Origin of the sequence: Bacillus sp. AFS073361 (genome assembly GCF_002567005.1) — a bacterium.
Lineage (GTDB): Bacteria > Bacillota > Bacilli > Bacillales > Cytobacillaceae > Neobacillus.
The window spans coordinates 1-20,254 of the sequence record NZ_NUZU01000231.1 but is presented as its reverse complement, the minus strand read 5'-3'; the positions used below and the strand labels follow the sequence as shown (position 1 = coordinate 20,254).

General features: G+C 40.5%; 18 protein-coding genes and 3 tRNA genes. 20 read left to right on the top strand and 1 reads right to left on the bottom strand.

The window, feature by feature from the left end:
- The first annotated feature begins 47 nt into the window (after nt 1-47).
- The 12 genes from COJ96_RS28000 (at nt 48) to rlmH (ending at nt 10,240) form a co-directional block, all read left to right on the top strand.
- Nucleotides 48-119 (top strand) — tRNA-Glu (locus COJ96_RS28000).
- Between the two features lie 65 nt (nt 120-184).
- A tRNA-Asp gene (locus tag COJ96_RS27995) sits at nt 185-261 on the top strand.
- A gap of 7 nt (nt 262-268) precedes the next feature.
- Nucleotides 269-341, top strand: a tRNA-Phe gene (locus COJ96_RS27990).
- A 243-nt stretch (nt 342-584) separates the two neighbouring features.
- A complete protein-coding gene (locus COJ96_RS27985; protein ID WP_098576995.1) occupies nt 585-2,003 on the top strand; it encodes a peptidoglycan DD-metalloendopeptidase family protein in 1,419 nt (472 codons plus the stop codon).
- 359 nt (nt 2,004-2,362) lie between these two features.
- Nucleotides 2,363-3,073 carry a response regulator YycF gene (gene yycF, locus COJ96_RS27980; RefSeq protein ID WP_098576992.1) on the top strand — a complete coding sequence of 237 codons (711 nt, stop codon included), beginning with the start codon at nt 2,363-2,365 and terminating at the stop codon, nt 3,071-3,073.
- 5 nt (nt 3,074-3,078) lie between these two features.
- Nucleotides 3,079-4,905, top strand: a complete 1,827-nt coding sequence (walK, locus tag COJ96_RS27975) for a cell wall metabolism sensor histidine kinase WalK (RefSeq protein ID WP_098576989.1) — start codon at nt 3,079-3,081, stop codon at nt 4,903-4,905.
- The gene (locus COJ96_RS27970; RefSeq protein ID WP_098576986.1) at nt 4,902-6,224 is read left to right on the top strand and encodes a YycH family regulatory protein; all 1,323 of its coding nucleotides are present in this window, start codon (nt 4,902-4,904) and stop codon (nt 6,222-6,224) included. Before walK ends, COJ96_RS27970 begins: the two co-directional genes overlap by 4 nt.
- Entirely contained in the window at nt 6,211-7,011 is an 801-nt protein-coding gene (locus tag COJ96_RS27965; protein ID WP_098576984.1) for a two-component system regulatory protein YycI, read from the top strand. Before COJ96_RS27970 ends, COJ96_RS27965 begins: the two co-directional genes overlap by 14 nt.
- Before the next feature lie 6 nt (nt 7,012-7,017).
- Nucleotides 7,018-7,812 carry an MBL fold metallo-hydrolase gene (locus tag COJ96_RS27960; RefSeq protein ID WP_026568079.1) on the top strand — a complete coding sequence of 265 codons (795 nt, stop codon included), beginning with the start codon at nt 7,018-7,020 and terminating at the stop codon, nt 7,810-7,812.
- A 290-nt stretch (nt 7,813-8,102) separates the two neighbouring features.
- Nucleotides 8,103-9,350, top strand: coding sequence for a S1C family serine protease (locus tag COJ96_RS27955; protein ID WP_098576981.1), 1,248 nt, complete (start codon nt 8,103-8,105; stop codon nt 9,348-9,350).
- Between the two features lie 145 nt (nt 9,351-9,495).
- The gene (locus COJ96_RS27950) at nt 9,496-9,660 is read left to right on the top strand and encodes a CxxH/CxxC protein (protein WP_373561756.1); all 165 of its coding nucleotides are present in this window, start codon (nt 9,496-9,498) and stop codon (nt 9,658-9,660) included.
- 100 nt (nt 9,661-9,760) lie between these two features.
- Complete coding sequence (rlmH, locus tag COJ96_RS27945; RefSeq protein ID WP_098576978.1) at nt 9,761-10,240, top strand: 23S rRNA (pseudouridine(1915)-N(3))-methyltransferase RlmH; 480 nt, start codon at nt 9,761-9,763, stop codon at nt 10,238-10,240.
- 145 nt (nt 10,241-10,385) lie between these two features.
- Here the strand turns inward: rlmH and COJ96_RS27940 are convergent, their stop codons facing one another.
- A complete protein-coding gene (locus COJ96_RS27940) occupies nt 10,386-10,598 on the bottom strand; it encodes a hypothetical protein (RefSeq protein ID WP_098576975.1) in 213 nt (70 codons plus the stop codon).
- 618 nt (nt 10,599-11,216) lie between these two features.
- On the opposite strand from COJ96_RS27940, the gene COJ96_RS27935 reads away from it, so the two are divergent.
- From COJ96_RS27935 to COJ96_RS27900, 8 genes are all read left to right on the top strand, one after another.
- Nucleotides 11,217-12,530 carry an MFS transporter gene (locus tag COJ96_RS27935; RefSeq protein ID WP_098576972.1) on the top strand — a complete coding sequence of 438 codons (1,314 nt, stop codon included), beginning with the start codon at nt 11,217-11,219 and terminating at the stop codon, nt 12,528-12,530.
- A gap of 259 nt (nt 12,531-12,789) precedes the next feature.
- Nucleotides 12,790-13,989 (top strand): CaiB/BaiF CoA transferase family protein, encoded by a 1,200-nt coding sequence (locus tag COJ96_RS27930; RefSeq protein ID WP_251459688.1) that lies wholly within the window; start codon nt 12,790-12,792, stop codon nt 13,987-13,989.
- A gap of 18 nt (nt 13,990-14,007) precedes the next feature.
- Nucleotides 14,008-15,282, top strand: a complete 1,275-nt coding sequence (locus tag COJ96_RS27925; RefSeq protein WP_098576967.1) for a 3-isopropylmalate dehydratase large subunit — start codon at nt 14,008-14,010, stop codon at nt 15,280-15,282.
- Nucleotides 15,283-15,780, top strand: a complete 498-nt coding sequence (locus COJ96_RS27920; RefSeq protein WP_098576964.1) for a LeuD/DmdB family oxidoreductase small subunit — start codon at nt 15,283-15,285, stop codon at nt 15,778-15,780.
- Between the two features lie 27 nt (nt 15,781-15,807).
- Nucleotides 15,808-16,695, top strand: a complete 888-nt coding sequence (locus tag COJ96_RS27915) for a hydroxymethylglutaryl-CoA lyase (protein WP_251459686.1) — start codon at nt 15,808-15,810, stop codon at nt 16,693-16,695.
- 39 nt (nt 16,696-16,734) lie between these two features.
- Nucleotides 16,735-17,490, top strand: coding sequence for a maleate cis-trans isomerase family protein (locus tag COJ96_RS27910; protein WP_098576958.1), 756 nt, complete (start codon nt 16,735-16,737; stop codon nt 17,488-17,490).
- A 75-nt stretch (nt 17,491-17,565) separates the two neighbouring features.
- A complete protein-coding gene (locus COJ96_RS27905) occupies nt 17,566-18,657 on the top strand; it encodes a tartrate dehydrogenase (protein ID WP_098576956.1) in 1,092 nt (363 codons plus the stop codon).
- Between the two features lie 207 nt (nt 18,658-18,864).
- Nucleotides 18,865-19,518 carry a GntR family transcriptional regulator gene (locus tag COJ96_RS27900; protein ID WP_098576953.1) on the top strand — a complete coding sequence of 218 codons (654 nt, stop codon included), beginning with the start codon at nt 18,865-18,867 and terminating at the stop codon, nt 19,516-19,518.
- The last annotated feature ends 736 nt before the right edge of the window (nt 19,519-20,254 follow it).

Below are 20,254 nucleotides of genomic sequence, written 5' to 3'. Positions count from 1 at the left end.
ATGGCTCACCATAGTTTTTTGCTTTAGCAAAATAACTTTCAATATATGGCCCCTTGGTCAAGTGGTTAAGACACCTCCCTTTCACGGAGGTAACACGGGTTCGAATCCCGTAGGGGTCATGGCTTTTGATTGTCAGCAAATGGCTGGCAAGGACGGTCTCCTTGTTGACAATCAATTTAATATTGGTCTGGTAGTTCAGTTGGTTAGAATGCCTGCCTGTCACGCAGGAGGTCGCGGGTTCGAGTCCCGTCCAGACCGCCATATAAGTGGCTCAGTAGCTCAGTCGGTAGAGCAAAGGACTGAAAATCCTTGTGTCGGCGGTTCGATTCCGTCCTGAGCCATAAAAAAAGGAAGCTTGCAAATGCAGGCTTCTTTTTTTTATGCTCCTACTACCTCCTTTTACCAAAAGGACCAATTCCCCCCTGCTGAAAATGTCAGCAATTATACAGTTTTGTTACAGTATAAAGACTATTAATCTATTTACAAAAAGTTATGATAAAGTGAAGAAGGTCTAAAATTCTGGGAAATTCTTTAATTGCAAAAAAATAGATTAAGAGGGTTTTACCGTGGTTTAGGGAGGAAAAATGTTTTTTTTAGATAAAATATCACAAACAAAAAAGTTTTTACTGAAAACGACAATGGTGACTACCATGGCATCATCACTGATTGCCTTTAGTAATGGTCCAGTTGCATTTGCTGATTCATCAGAAACATCGAAGGATTATCATGTCTACCTTGAAGGTACATATATAGGTAATGTTACGGATAAAAATGTGGTGAATAAAATCTTAGCTGAAAAGGCCGATGATCCTGATTTTATGAAGCAAATTCAAGACGTTCCATATCAAGTATTTCCAACGGCTGAAACGGAAACAGAAACAGTTCAGACCATCCGAAATATCTTCCAGCTTCAAACAGAAGCGTCTGCCATCGTGATTGACGGGAAACCAATTGCTTATGTAGAAAATCAAAAGACAGCGGAAGAAGTCATGAAGAAACTGATTCATCAATACGTGCCTGAGGATCAATTAGCGGATCTAAAGGACCGAAAAGCTTCAGATAATACAAACTTACCGGCATTAAAAGAAAATGAGTCTCGCTTATTAGACGTACGACTCTCTAAAAATGTTTCTTTTTCAAATGAAAATACGGCTCCAGAAAAAATTATGTCAGTCGAAGAGGCAGTAACCTTTTTACAAAAAGGGACGCTAACAGAAAAGAAATATGCGATCCAAAAAGGAGATGTACTTGAAATCATTGCCCAAGATCACCATTTGAAGATGGCTGACATCCTAAAGGTGAATCCTGGACTTACTAAAGATACACTCCTAAAGGTTGGCAAGAAAATTAATATCACCGTTCCAAAACCGTTTATTGAAGTAATGGTTGATAAAGAAGTAAACAAAAAGGAAGAAATTCCTTATAAAAAGGATGTAATTGAGGACAAATCTCTGTCAAAAGGGAAAACAAAGGTAAAACAGGAAGGTAAAAACGGTGCTCGCTCCGTTACCTATAAAATTTCCGAACAAAATGGTGCAACCGTAAACAAGGATGAGGAAAATGAAACGATCCTTGAACAGCCTGTTAATGAGATTGTCATCAAAGGAACAAAGGTAACTCCATCACGCGGTGACGGCACCTTTGCATGGCCAACGGTTGGTGGTTATATTTCAAGTAAGCAAGGTCCTAGATGGGGAAGAATGCACAAAGGGATTGATATTGCTAGACCAAGCAACAGAACGATCAAGGCAGCTGATAATGGCGTGGTTGTTTCTGCGGGCTGGGGAGGCGGTTATGGTAATAAGATTATCATTGACCATCGAAATGGCTACCGCACACTATATGGCCATATGTCTTCACTTAAGGTTAAGGTAGGTCAGAGAGTTTCCAAGGGTTCCGCCATTGGAATCATGGGAGCTACAGGAGATGCTACAGGTGTTCACTTGCATTTTGAAGTCTATAAAAACGGCAGCTTGGTAAACCCACTTTCTTATTTAAGATAAAAGATGAGTCTCTAGCTTAATGCTAGAGGCTTTTATTATGGTTATAAAAAAACTAGAATAAATTGGAGGTGGTTCTCTGAATCCAGCTCAAGCGCCCAGCGGCTAGTGTACTTCGCTCTCCGCCCTACGATAAGTCAACATCGAATCGCTTACGCTCTTCGTGTTTCCTTTATCTCGGTTGGAGTGCTCCAGTCCATACGCCGCTAAACGGGCGCTTGCGCTTTTTAATCTTCCAGCCTTACCAATTGGTTATAGGTGAATTTATGTGAATAACATGATACAGTAAAATAGTATAGTTATGACTTCTAGTCTTATTTTATTAAATAGATGAAAGTGAAAAATTGAAAAGGAGCAATGGTATGGAAAAGAAAATTCTTGTTGTTGATGATGAAAAACCAATTGCTGATATTCTCCAGTTTAACTTGAAAAAAGAAGGATACGTTGTTTATTGCGCTTATGATGGGAATGAAGCACTTGAATTGGTCGAAGAAATACAGCCAGATTTAATCCTTTTAGATATTATGCTTCCCTTACGTGATGGGATGGAAGTATGCCGTGAAGTCCGTAAGAAGTATGAAATGCCGATTATCATGTTGACGGCAAAGGACTCTGAAATTGATAAAGTCTTAGGACTTGAGTTGGGTGCAGATGATTATGTGACGAAACCGTTTAGCACTAGAGAACTAATTGCACGCGTCAAGGCTAATTTACGTCGTCACCAACAAATTCTGGCACCGGCAGATGATGAATCTGAAACGAATGAAATCGAGATAGGTTCACTGACTATTCATCCTGATGCCTACATTGTTTCAAAGCGCGGTGAAACGATTGAGTTGACCCACCGTGAATTTGAATTGCTATTCTATTTAGCCAAACATATCGGCCAAGTAATGACCAGGGAACACCTTTTACAAACCGTTTGGGGTTACGATTACTATGGTGACGTCAGGACAGTCGATGTAACAGTGAGAAGATTGCGGGAAAAAATTGAGGACAGCCCTAGCCATCCAACATGGATTGTGACCAGGCGCGGGGTAGGATACTATTTGCGCAATCCTGAACAGGAGTAAAAGGAATGAAGAAGGTTGGTTTCTTTCGCTCTATACACGTAAAGTTCGTTATCATCTATGTCCTCCTTATATTAGTGGCGATGCAAATTATCGGTGTTTATTTTGTCAAACAGTTGGAGGAAACCTTACGGACCAACTTCCAAACATCGTTAAAACAGCGGGTTGAATTGCTGGCCTATAATATTGTCGAGGAAATGGAGAAGGAGAGAACGCCTGAAGATCCAACACTCGAAGAAGATATCAAGAAAATCCTTAGGGATTTTGGTGCAGGTGATATTTCAGAAGTTCAGGTAGTTGAAAATGGCTCCCTAAAAATCCTTGGGACCTCCCATCCTAGTAACCAAGGAGTGGTTGGTCAACGAACCACTAAACTTCAAGTGAAGCAATCTATGGTTTTAGAAGAGGACCAAAGTTCCATTAATATCGATAAACAAACAGGACATCGGATATGGGTCCTCTCAACACCAATTAAGTCGGGGAAAAAGGTTATCGGTGCCATTTATTTGGTAGCTAAAATTGAGAATGTCTTTGAGCAAATGAAAACAATCAATAAGATTTTTGCTACGGGTACGGCGATTGCTCTATCTATTACCGCATTGCTGGGTATATTGTTAGCACAAACGATCACTAGGCCGATTGCTGATATGAAGAAGCAGGCGATCGCGATGACCAAGGGGAATTTTTCAAGAAAAGTTAAGGTCTATGGCAATGATGAAATAGGGACACTGGCGATTACCTTTAATAATTTAACGAAGAAACTGCAGGAAGCACAGGCGATGACAGAAGGGGAACGAAGAAAGCTTTCCACTGTTTTGTCCTATATGACCGATGGTGTAATCGCCACTGACCGTAAAGGCCGCGTGATCTTAATTAATGAACCGGCGGCGGAAATGCTGAATGTTTCACGTGAAACAGTGCTGACCCAGCCCATTGTAGAGTTATTAGATTTAGATGATACGAATTCCTTTGAAGACTTATTGGAAGAAAAGGATTCCATTATTTTAGATTATAGTACGAAAAAGGAACGGTATTTTCTGCGTGCCAATTTCTCCGTAATTCAAAAAGAGACAGGCTTTGTCAATGGTTTAATTGCCGTTCTGCATGATATTACCGACCAAGAAAAAATTGATGCGGAACGGAGAGAGTTTGTCGCCAATGTATCCCATGAGCTGCGGACACCGCTGACAACGATGAGGAGTTACTTAGAGGCGCTCGCAGATGGAGCCTGGCGGGATGAGGAGATTGCTCCGAACTTTTTAGAAGTGACGCGGACTGAAACAGAACGAATGATTCGTCTAGTGAATGACCTGCTCCAGCTTTCAAAAATGGATAGTACGGATTATCGATTGACGATTGAGTGGGTTAACTTTGTTGATTTCTTTGACCGCATTATTGACAGGTTTGAAATGGCAAAGGAGCAAAATGTTACCTTTAAGCGAAAGCTGCCAAAGCATGCGATCTTTGTTGAAGTGGATGAAGATAAAATGACACAGGTTTTATACAATATTATTTCCAATGCGTTAAAGTACTCGCCAGAAGGCGGCCAAGTCACTTTTTCGATGAAAGAGATGGACGATAAAATTATTGTGAGCATTTCAGACCAAGGGGTTGGAATTCCAAAAGAGAATATTAAAAATATCTTTGACCGTTTTTATCGTGTGGATAAAGCGAGAACGCGGAAATTAGGCGGCACAGGCCTAGGTTTGGCGATTGCTAAGGAAATGGTCAATGCTCATGGCGGGGCAATCTGGGCAACAAGTGAGGAAGGAAAGGGAACAAGAATCTCCTTTTCACTCCCATATGAACGTTCTGAAGAGGATGAATGGTCATGAGATACGAGAATATTAAATCAGGAATTCTAATCGTACTAGTTATGGTCAGTATTTTGCTAACTTGGAACCTTTGGACGTACCAACCGAATTATGAAACGATGAAAAGCAACGACTATGTAAAAGAGGTCTCGTTAAGTGAAAAACAAGGGGTTCAAAAAATTGTCAGACCTGACCAGCTTCTTTACCATTTCAAAGGCAAGCATTACGGGACCAAAAACACAGATGAAATGGACAAGGTGATTAAGGAACTCAGCAGTTGGACTTTCTTTGATGTGAAAAAGTATACGAATGAGGTCAAAGACATCAAGGAATTAATCCATGACAGAGGTAAAACGGAAATTATTTTTCCAGGTGATGTCCCGATTGAGTTATATCGCAGTGTATTAAATATTGAAGGAAAAAAGATACCTGCCTTCAACTTCAATCGAATCATTATTAATACAGAGAATTCCGCAAAGGAAAATGGGATTGTCTATTTTGTTTCCACCGAGAGCGAACAAGTTTATATTAGTCACATCTCTTCTGCAAATTTAAATGAGTTTAACCGTAATTTTTATTTGAAGGCAGCAAAATATCCGCGTTATTTTGCTTATCAAGCATCTGAAAAACGGACTATTTTCCTGCCCGAGGCGGTCACAGAGATGATGACCTATAAATATTTGCCTGTTACCCTTGATTCTGAAGAATTCAAAGAAGCGCTTTTTAGCGACCCTAGTTTTGTCCAAAAGAGTTTTGTCCCATCAGGTGAGGAGTACACAAACGATTCTAGTAAAATGACGGTGAATTTTGAAAGTAATCTCCTCAGGTACGTCAATCCGACTGTAGAAGAGAACTTTATCAACACTTCTTATGAGTTAGTGAAACGAAGCATTGATTTTGTCAATCAACATGGAGGTTGGACAGACCCTTATCGCTATGTTGATAAAAATGAATATACCCATACCGTCACCTTCCGCTTATATAGTATGGAAGGCTACCCTGTCTTTAATGGAAATGGCATGACTGAAATTAGTGAGGTTTGGGGACGCGATGAGATCAATAAGTATATTCGCCCAAACATAGCCTTAGAGCTCCCTTTAACCACAGAGATGGTAAAGGTGACCCGTCCTTCAGGACATGATGCTTTGAAATTTTTACAAAACAAAAAGAATTTTAAGCCGAGCCTGCTTGAGGATATGATCTTAGGCTATCGGATGGAACGGGATTCAAAGGAAAATAAACTAATTGTCTTAGAACCCGCCTGGTTCTATCGCTATGATAAATCATGGGGACAGATTACGATGGAAGACCTAGGAGGATCACAGCATGGATTGGAGTAAGATAAAAACTATTTTTATTATCACTTTCTTAATCTTAGATGTGTATCTCTTATATCAATTCATGAAAATACGCGATGCTAATAAATATGAGGTCATTTCTGAGGCCTCATTTGAAGAAAAGTTAAAAGCAGATGAAATCACGTATAAAGACTTTCCTAAGGATCCGATTAAAGCCCAGTATCTTAGTGCCAAGCCCAAGGTGTTTACTCAAGTTGATACGGATAAGCTGAAAGGAAAATCTGAGGACATAAGGGGTATAGGAACGACCACACTCCATGTCACACTAGAAAAGCCGATTAAAATCAAGGCAAAGTTTGAACCCGCTGAGTTATCTACGTTTATGAATGACAATGTCCTTTTTGGTGAGGATTATCAATTTGGCGAGAAAAGTGACAAGGAACAATCCATCACCTACTACCAGACGTCAGACGGTGTCCCTTTATTTAAAAATATAAATGGGATGATTACATTTAAAATTGGTGATAAGAACCAAATTGTTTCCTATGATCAAACCTACCTGGTGGAGATGGAAAAGTTAACGGCCAAGGAAGAGATTTTGGCGCCGTTAAAGGCGATTGAAACCTTACATCAGAAGGGGATGTTGAAGTCGAAGAGCAATATCACCACGATTGAACTTGGCTATTCCACACTCATTCAGTTGGCAGCTTCCCAAGTATTAGCGCCCACATGGCGCTTTGAGGTCAATGGCAAGGAGAGTCTATTTGTGAACGCATTTGAAGGGCAGATTATTCAATTTAATAGCGATGAAAAAAGTAAAGTGGAGTGAAATTGTATGTCTTTAAGTTATAGCATTCTTGCAAGCGGCAGTACAGGAAACGCTCTATATGTAGAGTCTGATGAGCATTCGTTTCTTGTGGATGCGGGATTTAGCGGCAAGCAAATGGAGGCACTTTTTGGACAAATCGATCGCGATATTAGTAAGCTTTCCGGAATATTTGTAACGCATGAACACAGTGATCATATTAAAGGGATTGGGATTCTTGCTCGTAAATACCATTTGCCTGTGTATGCGAATGAAAAAACATGGCGGGCCATGGAAAGTTCAGTCGGTGCCATTCCAACGGAACAAAAATTTGTTTTTAATATGGAAACAGTGAAGAGTTTTGGTTCTGTTGATATTGAGTCATTCGGGGTTTCCCATGATGCGGCGGAGCCTATGTTTTATGTATTCCACCATTCTGGGAAAAAGCTCGTTCTTATCACGGACACAGGATATGTTAGCGACCGAATGAAGGGCACCATTTCGAATGCCGATGTTTATATTTTTGAATCCAACCATGATGTGCAGATGCTGCGGATGGGCAGATATCCATGGAATATTAAGCGTAGGATTTTAAGTGATGTCGGCCATGTTTCCAATGAGGATGCAGCTTTAGCAATGAGTGATGTCATTGGCGATCAAACCAAGCGAATTTATCTTGCCCATTTAAGCATGGACAATAACATGAAGGACTTAGCCAAAATGGCAGTTTCCCAAACCCTTCAAGAGCGAGGGCTGATTGTCGGTGAACAATTCGGACTCTACGACACAGACCCGAAAATCCCAACAGCATTAACAGCTGTGTAATCTAGTTAAACGAACGAGGTGCCTTATGACAGGTACCTCGTTTTTTTATGGCACCATATTGATTGGAGCGAGCGGAAGGTGCGAGACTCCCTCCCCGTGAAGAGCATCCTGGAACGGAAATCAACAGACTAGTTTAACACAGAACGATTTATTAAAAAATTATGAACAAAGTAGTAAGTTTTTATTAATACATAGTAATTAATTAGTAATTTAAAGAAGAGCGAGTATAATTGTAATTATAAGCCAAAATAAACGGTAGGAATCTTTCGGAAAGTGAGGAATGGTGTAAAGTGGGTTATTATGATGATCATTCACAAAACCGCTTCAGGGAACGGAAAGGAAATAGAGGCGGGGTTTTCCTTGCCAGTATCGTTGGGGCCATCCTTGGAGCCATTCTAGTTGTTATTTCTATCCCTGCCCTATCAAATCGTGGAATTCTTCCCTATCAAATTGAAACAAATCAAAACAATGCTGTAGAATCAACGACCAATAATGATAATCAGAATCAGAATTTCACTCAAAAACAAATTTCCTATGATGTGAACACAAACACTACGAAAGCAGTTGATAAGGCTGCCGATGCCGTTGTCGGAATTAATAATATCCAGTCATCAAACTTTTGGTCTGATGAAGAAGCGCCGACACAAGAAGAAGCAGCCGGAACGGGCTCAGGTGTGGTCTACAAGAAAGCAGGAGGAAAGGCTTACGTTGTGACGAATCACCATGTAGTTGAAGGAGCAGCAAAGCTAGAGGTAAGCTTTAGTGATGGAACAAAAATTCCTGCTAAACTGCTCGGCAGTGATGTATGGACCGATTTAGCAGTACTTGAGGTTGATGCGGCCAAGATTAAAAAGGTAGCTGAATTTGGTGATTCCGATCGTTTAAAAATAGGTGAACCGGTCATTGCCATCGGAAATCCGCTTGGTGCGACCTTCTCAGGGTCAGTCACCCAAGGTATTATCTCTGGACTAAAGCGGACGATTCCTGTTGATATTAATCAAGATGGGATCATTGACTGGAATGCAGAAGTACTGCAAACAGATGCGGCAATCAATCCTGGTAACAGCGGCGGGGCATTGATTAATATTGCGGGCCAGCTTGTTGGAATTAACTCCATGAAGATTGCCCAAAATGCTGTAGAAGGAATTGGTTTATCGATTCCGATTAACTCGGCACGGCCGATCATTGATGACCTTGAAAGGTTTGGATCTGTTAAGCGTCCATACATGGGTGTTGATTTAAAGTCAGTCTCTGAAATTCCTGCCTACTACCAAGAAGAAGCATTGAAATTACCTCGAAATATCAATTATGGAGTCGCCTTAAGACAAGTGGTACCGAATTCGCCAGCGGCGCAAGCCGGTTTACAAGAATTAGATGTCATTGTTGAAATGGATGGGGAAAAAATTAATGATGTCATTGATCTTCGGAAACATTTGTACCAGAAAAAGAAAATCGGTGAGCAATTGAAGATTAAATTTTACCGCGATGGAAAGTTGAAGCAAACGACTCTAACTTTATCAGCTGATACAACTCAATAATGTTTGATAAAAAGCAGGAAGGTGACCTAGTCACTTTCCTGTTTTTAATTGTGGTATTATGTATAAGTTATTGAGGGATCTTGTATGACAGTCGATTAACGTGCAAACAATAATAGTAAATAATAACTGTAAGAAAGGTTGACGGATGAAAATGATTTATAGCTGTGAGGAACATGTGGATATTGCCTTAGATGATATTGTGGATGAATTTGAGACATTTCCAGTTTTATCGAAAATAGATGGGGATAACTTATCAACACACTGTGAATATTGTCAAAATCAAGCGACATATGTTGTGGCGAACAAGTGATTCCATACAAGATGTGGATAAAAAATGTGAATATGTGGATAACTTCTGTGGATATCTTGTTTGTAAACTGTTTGTAATAAAGTGAAAAGGGCTGTGGATTGTGAATATCTCGATTATTACGGTTGGCAAATTAAAAGAGAAATATTTAAAGCAGGGTATTGAGGAATATTTAAAACGGCTGACGGCTTATGCAAAGGTCGACGTGATTGAAGTTCCTGATGAAAAAGCACCAGAAGTATTAAGTGAGTTAGAAATGGTCCAAGTAAAGCAAAAAGAAGGCGAACGAATTTTGGCAAAGATTAGCCAAGATACATATGTCATTGCACTAGCGATTCAAGGTAAGTTAGGATCATCCGAAGAACTAGCGGATTCACTAGAAAAAAAAGCAACCTATGGAAAAAGTAAAATCGCCTTCGTGATTGGCGGATCGCTGGGGTTGAGTGAGGAAGTGATTAAACGATCGAATGAACAACTTTCCTTTTCACGGATGACCTTCCCCCACCAATTGATGAGGCTCATCCTCGTCGAGCAGATTTATCGAGCCTTTCGGATTAATCGCGGTGAACCGTATCATAAGTAAATGAGGTTTTGGTAAATTGGCAAAAAATAATCCAAGGATTCTATACCATTTCTTCTTTTTCCAACAGGGTTGGGTCATCGACAATCGCCCTTGATGACCTTTTCTTGTTTTTTTAATTGGTGCGAGAACTGTCACTGTGGTTTTTCTAAAGAAACAAGTTTGCATTAAATCGATCTTTTCGGTATGGGTCATAAAAACCATCTGTTAGGACCCAATCAGAAAAGTCGTCTTTTTTATACAAGTTATTTTCTGGCCTGTGTGAACGCATAGGGAGATCACCAATGAAGATAGCTTTTTTTGCTACGCGTTTTAATTCGCTGATTGCTTGTTGGGCGTATTCATCCGAATCAAAGTACATAAATACACCATAATAAATTATTTTATCAAAGCTTTTATCCTTGAAAATTATATAAATTAGTTTGAGGGTAACTTATGAAACGTTGGTAGAAAAGAGGAAAGTTCAAATAAAGCACAAGAATGAATAGTTTCGAAGAGGAAATCTAATATCTTAAAAAATTTAGAAAATACTCTATTTTTATTATGATGACTGTTGACCGTCGACAAAAAATGTATTATATTAAATTCAGTTAATTGAAATCGGTTTCAAATTGATTTTATAGAAAGGAGTCGTTTTGTGGTTATAATAGAACAAAATCCTGGATGCAACAAACGAAGCTAGGAGGTAAAAGGAGATTTGAAACAAAGAGTTTAATTGAACATTGATTTCGATGAGAGAGTACTTGATGCTTCCAACAATAGTCAACGAATCTCCTTAACTGGCATAATTAGCAGCGGGAAAGTTACTTACCTAAGGAATTGCGGATTTAAGGGGAATGTTCGAAAAGTAATTCTTATAAAAGAACCTCAACTATCTTTGATGCTTTAGCAGGGAAAAGGCAGAAAGAGAAACGCAAAATCATATTGAAAATGATTTACAAACACTCAAATCATTATTCAACACAGGGGGCAACATTTTATGGCAAAACCTTTACTGGCACAGTCCAATTCACAACCGGCTATTCAGCCACAAAAACCGCAGGGTGCATATAAAACATTATTTGGATCCTGGTTGGGATGGCTTTTTGATGCACTTGACGCAGGTATTTTTGGATTTGTTATTTTGGCAATTTCTGCATCATTTAAAGTAGATATTAGTGCTGTCGTTGGTACTGTTGCCTGGTTCCTTTTAGCGACAGGGATTGGCGGATACTTCCTAGGTAATATCTCTGACCATATTGGAAGAAAGAAAACGCTTTTGATTTCGGTTTTGGCTTACGGAATTGGAACATTCCTTTGTGGTTTAGCTGATAGCGTTGTACAGTTAAATATTTATCGTTTTATCGTTGGTATTGCTGTCGGTGGACTTTGGTCCGCAGCTGCAGCGCTGATTTCGGAGGTTTGGGCGCCTGAGAAACGTGCAAAGGCAATCTCCTTCATGCAAACGGGCTGGGCAGGTGGAAACCTTTTAGCCGCCATTTTCGCTTGGTCCATTTTAAATCCAACAGATCCTGAATCATGGAGAAATCTTTTCATGATTGCCAGTTTTCCGGCCTTTGCTACGGTATTGTATATTGCTTTCTTTGTAAAAGAATCTCCAGTTTGGATTGCAAACCGCGACTTTATCAAGAACAATGCAAATAAAGCCAGTCTCGGAACAATTTTTAAACCTGAATTCTTAAAAATTACTTTACTTGCACTTGCTGTTTCTGTTCTTGGAATGTTGGGATATTGGATTATTTTCACATTTGTCCCTACATATCTTCAAAAAGTGCTGGGTATTCGTATCGATATGGCTCCTGTTTTCCTGATTTGGACTGGTGTCGGGGCAATGATTGGGTATATTGTATACGGTTACATGGCTGATAAAATCGGCCGCAGGAAATCGTTTATGTTCTTTTTCCTGGGAATGACAGTAATCGTGCCAGTCTTCACGTATGTATCAAGCCACATGCCGTTAACTGATGGAAAGTTGATTTTAACTGGTTCAAACGTTATGATTCTGGGATTTATCTCAGCATTGCTTGGTTTCTTTACAGGCTACTTCAGCGGCTTTGGGGCTTGGTATTCTGAGTTATTCCCAACAAGTATTCGCTCAACCGCAGCAGGCTTCTGTTTTAACTTTGGACGAGTGGGAGCTATTGCGGGAATTGTGATTATTCCTAAGCTCCTTGCGGGGGGACTCTCCTATCCTGTTGTTATTACAACCGCAGCACTTTCTTACTTTGCCGCTGCCTTCCTTGTTTTGGCTATACCGGAAACAAAAGGTGTACAGCTGACAAGCGGAAATTAATAAAATTTGCAGTTGACAATACTTCTCTTCCTGAGCGAAAATGTACGAGGAGAAGTATTGTAAATTTAACCTCTTAAATGAGCTTAAAGATCTGCCTGTGGCAGTCAAAAAATCGGATGCACTGACATTTGTTGTGGGAATGTATCCGAAATTTTATTATCGTCGACGGTCGACAGTCAACGATGTACAACGGAAATTTGTTATGAAAGATGCTTTTGCATCTCTAATTTAAATACAACGAGTTTAGGAGATGACTGTGATGGGAAGAAGAGCACTTGAAGGATTAAAAGTGTTGGAAATGGGTCAGTTGATTGCGGGGCCATTTGCTTCTCGTTTATTAGCCGAGTTCGGCGCAGATGTAGTCAAGGTGGAGGCACCGGCAAAAGGAGATCCAATCCGTACATGGCGTGTCGTTGAAAACGGCACAAGCCTATGGTGGTATGTCCAATCCAGAAATAAAAAATCCATTACAATTGATCTTAGACAAGAGGAAGGGCAAGCACTTATTCGTAGCTTAGTAAAAGAGATTGATATTTTAATAGAAAACTTCCGTCCCGGAACAATGGAAAAATGGGGCCTGAGCTACGAGGAGTTAAAGGAAATTAATCCACGATTAATTATGATCCGGGTTTCCGGATATGGCCAGGATGGACCATATCGTGATAATCCGGGATTTGGTTCCATTGGGGAAGCGATGGGTGGACTCCGCTACATAACAGGTTATCCTGACCGCCCGCCAACCCGTGTTGGAATAAGTATTGGAGATTCATTATCTGCCCTTTACGCTGTAATCGGAGCATTAATGGCTGTTTATCACCGCGATGTAAATAGAACTAATGAAGGACAGGTGATTGATGTTGCCCTTTATGAATCTGTTTTCAGTTTAATGGAAAGTACCATTCCAGAATTTGATCGTGCAGGAGTCATTAGAGAAAGAACAGGAAGTACATTGCCTGGAATTACTCCATCCAACACCTATAAGTGTGCAGATGGAAAGTATGTGGTAATCGGCGCCAATGGTGATGCAATTTTTAAAAGATTGATGAATGCTTTGGGACGCGAAGATATTGCGGAAGATCCACGCTACGAAAATAATGCCAAGCGTTCGGAGCACGCGGAATACCTTGATGGAATTATTGAAGATTGGACAAAGTCCTTGCCATTTGAGGAAGTTTTCAAATTCCTGGATAACGCGAAGGTGCCGGCCGGATCAATTTACTCTGTTGAGGATATTTTGAATGACCCACACTACCAAGCTCGGCAAATGATTCAGGAAGTAGCCGTTGAGGGCCTGGGAAAATTAAAAATGCCAGGGATTGTTCCAAAAATGAGTGCTACCCCTGGGGAAATCGAATGGGCGGGTCCTAAGCTTGGGCAGCATACGGAGGATGTATTGAGAGGGAAACTCGGCTTAACAAAGGAGCAGATTCAAGGTCTAAAAGACAACGGGATTATTTAAAGAAAGGGCTGAATTGGGATGGGGATGACGATAGCTGAAAAAATACTTGCCAAAGCTTCTGGTCAGTCTGGTGTTAAGGCGGGGGATATTGTATGGGCACAGGTTGATATTGCCCTTATGCATGATTTATTGGGACCATGGCTCGTAGACGGCGGATTTAAGCGTTTGGGTGGAAAATTGCATGATAAAGAAAAGGTAGTCGTTGTATCCGATCATTGCACACCGCCGGCAACCGTCCAGCAGGCAAATATTTTAAAATACACCCGTGATTGGGCTCGGGAGCATGATCTTTCGTATTATTATGAGTTCGAAGGGCCATGTCATCAGGTTATTGCAGAACACGGACATGTCCGTCCCGGCAGAGTGATTTTAGGTACGGATTCCCATACTTGCATGGCTGGAGGTCTTGGAGCATTTGCAACTGGGATTGGTTCAACCGAAATGATCGGAGTTTTATTAACCGGGGAAACATGGTTAAAAGTTCCTGAAACCATCAAGATTGTATGGGACGGTGAGCTGCCTGAAGGTGTCTATGCCAAAGATATGGTTTTAAAAACAATAAAGGACCTTGGCCATGCGGGTGCTACCTATCAGGCTATTGAGTTTTCAGGTACCGCTATTCGAAATCTTTCCATTGATGAGCGTCTTGTATTATCCAATATGGCAGTGGAAGCTGGTGCAAAAGCAGGTTTAATTGAACCGGATGAAAAAGTGATCGAATACCTGAAATTAAAAGGTGTAACGGATGATATTGAACTGATTGCAAGTGACGAAGATGCGGAATATGTTCGTACGATCCATTACAATGCGTCAGAGTTGGAGCCGCAAGTTGCTTGCCCTCATGAAGTGGATAATGTTCATCCTATTAGCGCGGTTGAAGGAATTAAGGTTGACCAAGTCTATCTTGGTTCATGCACAAATGGAAGATTAAGTGATTTAAGAATTGCTGCTCAAATATTAAAAGGAAAAAAAATCGCTAAAGGGATCCGCTGTTTGGTTGTGCCGGCATCCCAATATATTTGGTCGCAGGCAAGCAAAGAGGGACTGTTGAATATTTTTTCCGAAGCGGGTTGTGTGGTTAATATGCCTTCATGTGGTGCATGTGGTGGATTTACCAGTGGTGTTATTGGAGATGGTGAAGTCGTCATGTCATCATCGAATCGAAACTTCAGGGGAAGAATGGGCAGTCCAAAAGGCGAGGTTTACCTGGGCTCTCCTGCATCCGTTGCAGCAACAGCGCTGGAGGGAAAAATAACAGATCCAAAAAAATATTTATTGAAGGGAGTCATGTAAATGTCTTTCATCATCAGAGGACGTGTATGGAAGTATGGTGACAATATTAACACAGACATCATCTCTCCTGGACAATATATGAGCCTGTCGGTCGAAAAGCAGGCTGAGCATGCCATGGAAGCGATCGACCCGACTTTCCATGAAAAGGTTCAGCCAGGTGATATTATAGTAGCGGGAAATAACTTTGGTTCCGGATCAAGCCGTGAAACCGCGCAAATGGTGTTAAAGCACCATCAGATCGGGGCCATTGTCGCGAACTCCTTTGCACGGATTTTTTACCGCAACTCCATTAATGTAGGTCTGCCTGTAGTGGAGATGTCCGATACCTCCATCATTCAGGAGGGTGACGAAATTGAGATTGATTTGCTTGCTGGCAAAATTATTAATTATACGCAGCAAGCTGAATATAAAGGAACAAAGCTGCCTGAGCATTTAATTGAGATGGTAAAGATTGGTGGATTGGAACCCTATTTAGCAAAGAAACTGGGAATCTCTTAATTTTTTAAATAAAGGAGGGCTATAAAAGTGAATCTTCCCAACAAAGTTGAAATAATCGAAGTAGGGCCAAGGGATGGAATTCAAAACGAATCCACTTTTATCTCTACTGAAAATAAGATTGAACTGATCAATGCCTTGAATAAAACAGGGATTAAAAGAATGGAAGCCACTTCTTTTGTTCATCCGAAATATGTTCCGCAAATGAAGGATGCAAAGGAAGTACTTGAGGGGATCGACCGGGACCCTTCCATTCAATATATGGCCCTGATTCCGAATGAAAAAGGTTGCGACCGGGCTATGGAAAGTGGAATCAAAGCACTTTCGCTTGTGGTAGGCGCCAGTGACAGCTTTAATTTAAAAAATGTAAAAATGACGAGAGAACAGTCAATCCAAAGTTTTGAAACTGTAATCAAAAAGGCAAAAGAACAAGATATCTTTATTCGATATAATATCGCCACCTCTTTTTGGTGTCCATTTGAAGGAAAAGTAGATTCAGATTTGGTCCTTGATCTTGTGGAAAAGGCAGAGAACCTCGGGGTGGATGAAATTGTTCTCTGTGATACGATTGGTCGAGCAAATCCGGCGCAGGTTTTTGATTTATTTGAAAAAGTTATGTCTTTACAAACAACAGCAATGATTACGGCTCATTTCCATGATACATATGGCATGGCCTTATCCAATGTAGTTGCTGCATTGCAAACGGGAGTAACCCGCTTTGACGCTTCAATCGGCGGTCTTGGGGGCTGTCCATTTGCACCTGGTGCAGCTGGAAATTCGTCGACTGAGGATATTGTTTTTATGCTTCATGAAATGGGAATTGAAACCGGAATTGATCTAAAACAGCTTCTGGCTTGTGTCGAAATGGTCAAGCCGTTAACCAATCGGAATTTAACAGGTCATCTTCATAAGGTTTAGGGATGCAAACTTTAATTTAACTACTAGGGGGAAACAACAATGTCAACAAATTATCGTGTAGGTTTAATCGTACCAAGTTCAAATACAACAATGGAAACTGAAATTCCAGCCATGCTTCAAGCAAGACAGCAGCTAAACCCTGAAGAAACATTTACTTTCCATTCTTCAAGAATGCGGATGATGCATGTGAACCCTGAAGAATTGAAAAAGATGGATGTGGATAGTGTACGTTGTGCCGTAGAGCTATCCGATGCTCGTTGTGATGTACTTGCTTACGCATGTTTAATTGCGATCATGTGTCAGGGCCCGGGCTACCACCAAATTTCAGAAGAAAAGCTTGGTAATGCAACGGACGAAAATGGAGCACGTACTCCAATTGTCAGCAGCGCAGGGGCTCTTATTGAAGGAATCCAAACAATAGGCGCAAAGAAGGTTTCCATTATTACGCCATACATGAAGCCTTTAACCAATATGGTGATTGAGTATTTGAATACAGCTGGCATTGAAGTCATTGATTCTATCAGTCTTGAAGTTCCGGATAACTTAGAGGTAGGAAGATTGAATCCAATGAACCTTATTGAGCATGCTGACCGCCTCAACATTGAAGGAGCAGATGCGGTTGTATTATCGGCATGTGTTCAAATGCCTTCACTTCCTGCCATTCAAAAGGTACAGGACCGCCTGGGGCTTCCAGTTCTATCGGCTGCCACTTCGACTGTTTATAAAATTTTGAAGGGATTAAACTTAAAAACAGAGGTGCCTAATGCTGGTCACTTACTGTCCGGTAAGTTTTAAGTCCAAGAATCGATCTGAAAAAAGGCGGCATAATCGAAGCCGCCTTTTTAATCTAAAAGATTAGGAGAATACACCATGAAAAAAAAGTATAGGATCGCGGTAATCGCTGGAGATGGCATTGGCCCGGAGGTTTTAACGGAAGGAATCAAGGTCCTGAACAAAGTGGCAGAATTAGATGGAGGCTTTGAGTTTGAATTTACCCATTTTCCATGGGGATGTGGGTATTATACCCAGTATGGGAAAATGATGGATGAGGACGGACTCGAGCAGTTAAAAGACTTTGATGCCATATACTTGGGAGCCGTAGGTTATCCTGGTGTACCGGACCATATCTCGTTATGGGATCTTTTATTAAAAATTCGCAAAGGCTTCGATCAGTATGTGAATCTTCGTCCAATTAAGCTGTTGAATGGTGCGCCTTGCCCACTCAAGGATGTTTCCCGTGATCAGATCGACATGCTGGTTATCAGGGAAAACAGCGAAGGTGAATATGCAGGTGCAGGTGATTGGCTTTTTAAAGGGAAGCCCCATGAAGTGGTGTTGCAAACAGGTATTTTTTCCAGAAACGGTGTGGAGAGAATCATCCGTTATGCCTATGAAGAAGCGCGAAAGCAAGGCAAATCACTTACCAGTATCAGCAAAGGGAATGCGCTGAATTACTCCATGGTTTTTTGGGATCAGGTATTTGAAGAAGTGGGAGAAGAATATCCGGATGTTAAAACCTATTCTTACTTAGTGGACGCAGCGGCTATGTTTTTTGTTAAACAGCCATGGCGTTTTGAAATTGTGGTTACTTCCAATTTATTCGGGGATATTATTACCGACTTGGGAGCTGCTATTGCCGGAGGTCTAGGCCTGGCTGCCGGGGCAAATATTAATCCAACTTTGGAGTTTCCATCGATGTTTGAGCCCATTCACGGATCTGCACCTGATATTGCCGGAAAAAATATTGCAAATCCTTTGGCATCTATTTGGTCTGCAAGCCAAATACTGGATTTCTTTGGCCATGATGATTGGGGGAAAGAGGTTCTTAACTCGATTGAACAGGTTATGACAGAAGGCAAAGTCCTTACCCCCGATATGGGCGGTAATTCAACAACACAGGATGTAGGACAAGCAGTTGCAGGAAGTTTACGAAATCCGCAAGCTTTGAAAATCAACGAATAGAAGGGAATATCCGAACACTTTTTGGGATAAGGGAAATGATAAATTCTTAACCGGTTTTCGGAACAGGGAGTATCGAATGGCACTCCCTTTCGTTATTTTTAATGTTTAAAACGACCGTTTAAAAGTCGGTTGACTGTCTACATTGACTATGATACATTAAACTCAATTCGGGGATAAATTACGATAAGCTGGGAGGTGTGTGATACGATGATGCAGGTAATAAAAAGTGATCCGCTTCATCTCCAACTATATGCTGCTATTAAAAAGCGTTTGGTGCAAGGGGAATATGAACCAGGTGAGCGGATAGTGGAAACCAGGTTGGCAGAGAGCTTCCAAATCAGCCGTGCTCCAGTAAGGGAAGCGATTCGAATGCTGATACAAGATGGTTTATTAGAGCAAAGAGGAAAGAGTATCCGGGTTTATCAGCCAAACTATCAAGAAATTTTGAACTTGTTTCTCTGCAGACAAAATTTAGAGTCTTTAGCTGCACGTTTAGCCGCAGAGAGAGCAAGCGAAGAACAGAAAGAAGCTTTATTAGAAACCATTCGTCTTACACGCGATGCTTGGGCTAAACAAGATGAGGATGCTGTATTTGAGTTGAATACCAGGTTCCATCATATTATTGCCAAAGCAGCTGTAAATGATCCTTTGTTACATTTAATCAATACGATAGACGCAAAAGTGATGTATGCCAGAAATGTCATTTTTAAAGATTTAATTCAAAATATCCGTTTTATTGATCAGCATGAAAGCATTGTCAGGGCCATTATTCAACAGAATCCAAATCTGGCCGAAGCAGAAATGAAAAATCATCTGCAACATGATATCGAAGTGTATAAAAAAGCACATCCTCATATTTAAAAGAAAACCACGTCAGCGAATAATGGAAAAATAGGCCATGTACACTTTTTTATAAAAGGCTCTGTTGTAACTGAATGTTGACTTCACTGTATTTGTGAAAAATAAACGGTAAAATTCCGTTTAAATTGGGAAATATCCATATTTACTTAAAAATAAAGGAAGTTTTTCCGTTTGTATTACCAATCTTTGGATTTTATCCTATTTAGAGCAGTTAATCGGAATATCTACGCGTATTCCTGCTTCGTAAGATTCCTCTTTATACATTAGCCGGAAATTCTCCGCCTATGAATTCTCATACCAACACGAAAAATCAACAATGAATAATAACAGGACTTCTTATTTAAATGACGTGTCTTTTAAAGCATACTTTTTGTTATCTAACCTCATTTTGATGCATTACGGGGAACCTTATCAAAAGTAAATGAGGTTTTTTGTTTTTTAAATTTTTGGTTGTTATTAAGATAAAGTTTCAACGTTATGGATGACTTTTTGAAACAATAGAGGTCTCATCCTTAATTGAATTACTAATGATGGTTAAAATAAGCGGAGGTTTTCCGATTAAATGAAGAATAGAGCTCGCTTCTGAGCAAAATAAGCGGAAACTTTCCGGCTAAGCAAATCAAAATGACCGGATTTTCACGTTTTTTGAGTCAATAAGCGGAATTTCTCCGTCTATTTTAGCCACTTTTAGCGCTATTTCATAATTAAGAGGAATTTCGAGACTGTCGATTAAGTT